Genomic DNA, 1,253 nt, shown 5'->3' with positions numbered 1-1,253 from the left:
CATCATGCAGTCATTTTCATACGCGTAATTTAGGTTTAAGAGTGATAATGGCTTATTTAAAGGGTGAAATGAAAGTAACCCAATAGTAAAAGATAAATTTTTAGCTGAAAAAGTAAATTTAATAGAACAGTTTTATTTGTTTAATTAGAGTGGCTGTCTAGTTTAGTCCTAGTCTAGTCCCGAATTCATTATGCAAGTGCACCATTGACCATAACCCACCAATAAATATGACATTCTGAAGTATTTGCTAATGTAGTAAGTGCGACCAAACTCATTATCGAGGGAATTCAGAATGCCTTACGAACATCTTAACAGTTTCGAACGAAAAGCTATCTACTATCGATTCAACAGTGGCGAAAGCTGCCGATCCATTGGTAAACTATTAAATCGACACCATACAACTATCATGCGTGAAGTTAAGCGAAATAAGCCACCCTACTATGATTATTTCGATGAGGCAGCGCACGAAAAAGCGATGGCAAGAAGGAGGGTCGCTAGGCATGCAAGAAAAAGAAACAATAAGGCACTGTACGAGCTTGTGCAGAGTAAAATAGCAATGGGATGGTCTCCAGATGCTATAGCAGGTCGGCTTAAGAAGGATAACCCGTCAGATGAATTAATGCATGTCAGCCATGAAACAATCTATCAATGGGTGATTAAGGATTTTAAAGCAGGTGGAGAGCTATACAAAGACTTAGCTAAGAGGCACAAAAAAAGACGTAAACAACGTAAATATGGCGATTTACGTGGGCAAATTAAGAATAGAGTAAGTATTAGCGAACGACCAAAAATAGTCGAAGACAGAAGCCGAATAGGTGACTGGGAAGGTGATTTAATTGAAGGCAAAAAGGGCTCTGGTTTTTTTGTAACCCATGTTGACCGTAGCTCTCGATATTTAATCGCGCAAAAAATAGAGACTAAGCAAGCTGAGTCATTCAATACGGCTACAGTAGAGATGTTTAAAGAGATTCCAGAGCATAAACAGTTAACTCTGACCTTGGATAATGGAAAAGAATTTTCAAAATTTAAAGCTTTGGAAGAAGAACTAGATTTTATTATTTACTTTGCTGATACTTATTGTTCGTGGCAACGAGGAACAAATGAACATACAAACGGTCTGATCAGGCGTTATTTCCCAAAGAAAACTGATTTTTCAACTATAACTAATGAACAACTCCAAGAGGTTGTAATGAAAATTAATACTCGCCCAAGGAAAATACTAAATTATCAGACAGCTGAAGAAGTCTTTATTA

Annotated in this window: 1 protein-coding gene; it reads left to right on the top strand. The window is 37.0% G+C overall.

Annotated features, from left to right (window positions below):
* Positions 1 to 292: 292 nt before the first annotated feature.
* Positions 293 to 1,253: IS30 family transposase (locus H5119_RS19890; RefSeq protein WP_182703464.1), on the top strand; the 961-nt coding region annotated here is incomplete at its 3' end.

The organism is Pseudoalteromonas sp. SG45-5, assembly GCF_014164085.1.
GTDB lineage: Bacteria > Pseudomonadota > Gammaproteobacteria > Enterobacterales > Alteromonadaceae > Pseudoalteromonas > Pseudoalteromonas aliena.
Note: the sequence above shows the minus strand (reverse complement) of the source record. Positions and strands in the feature narration are given on the sequence as shown.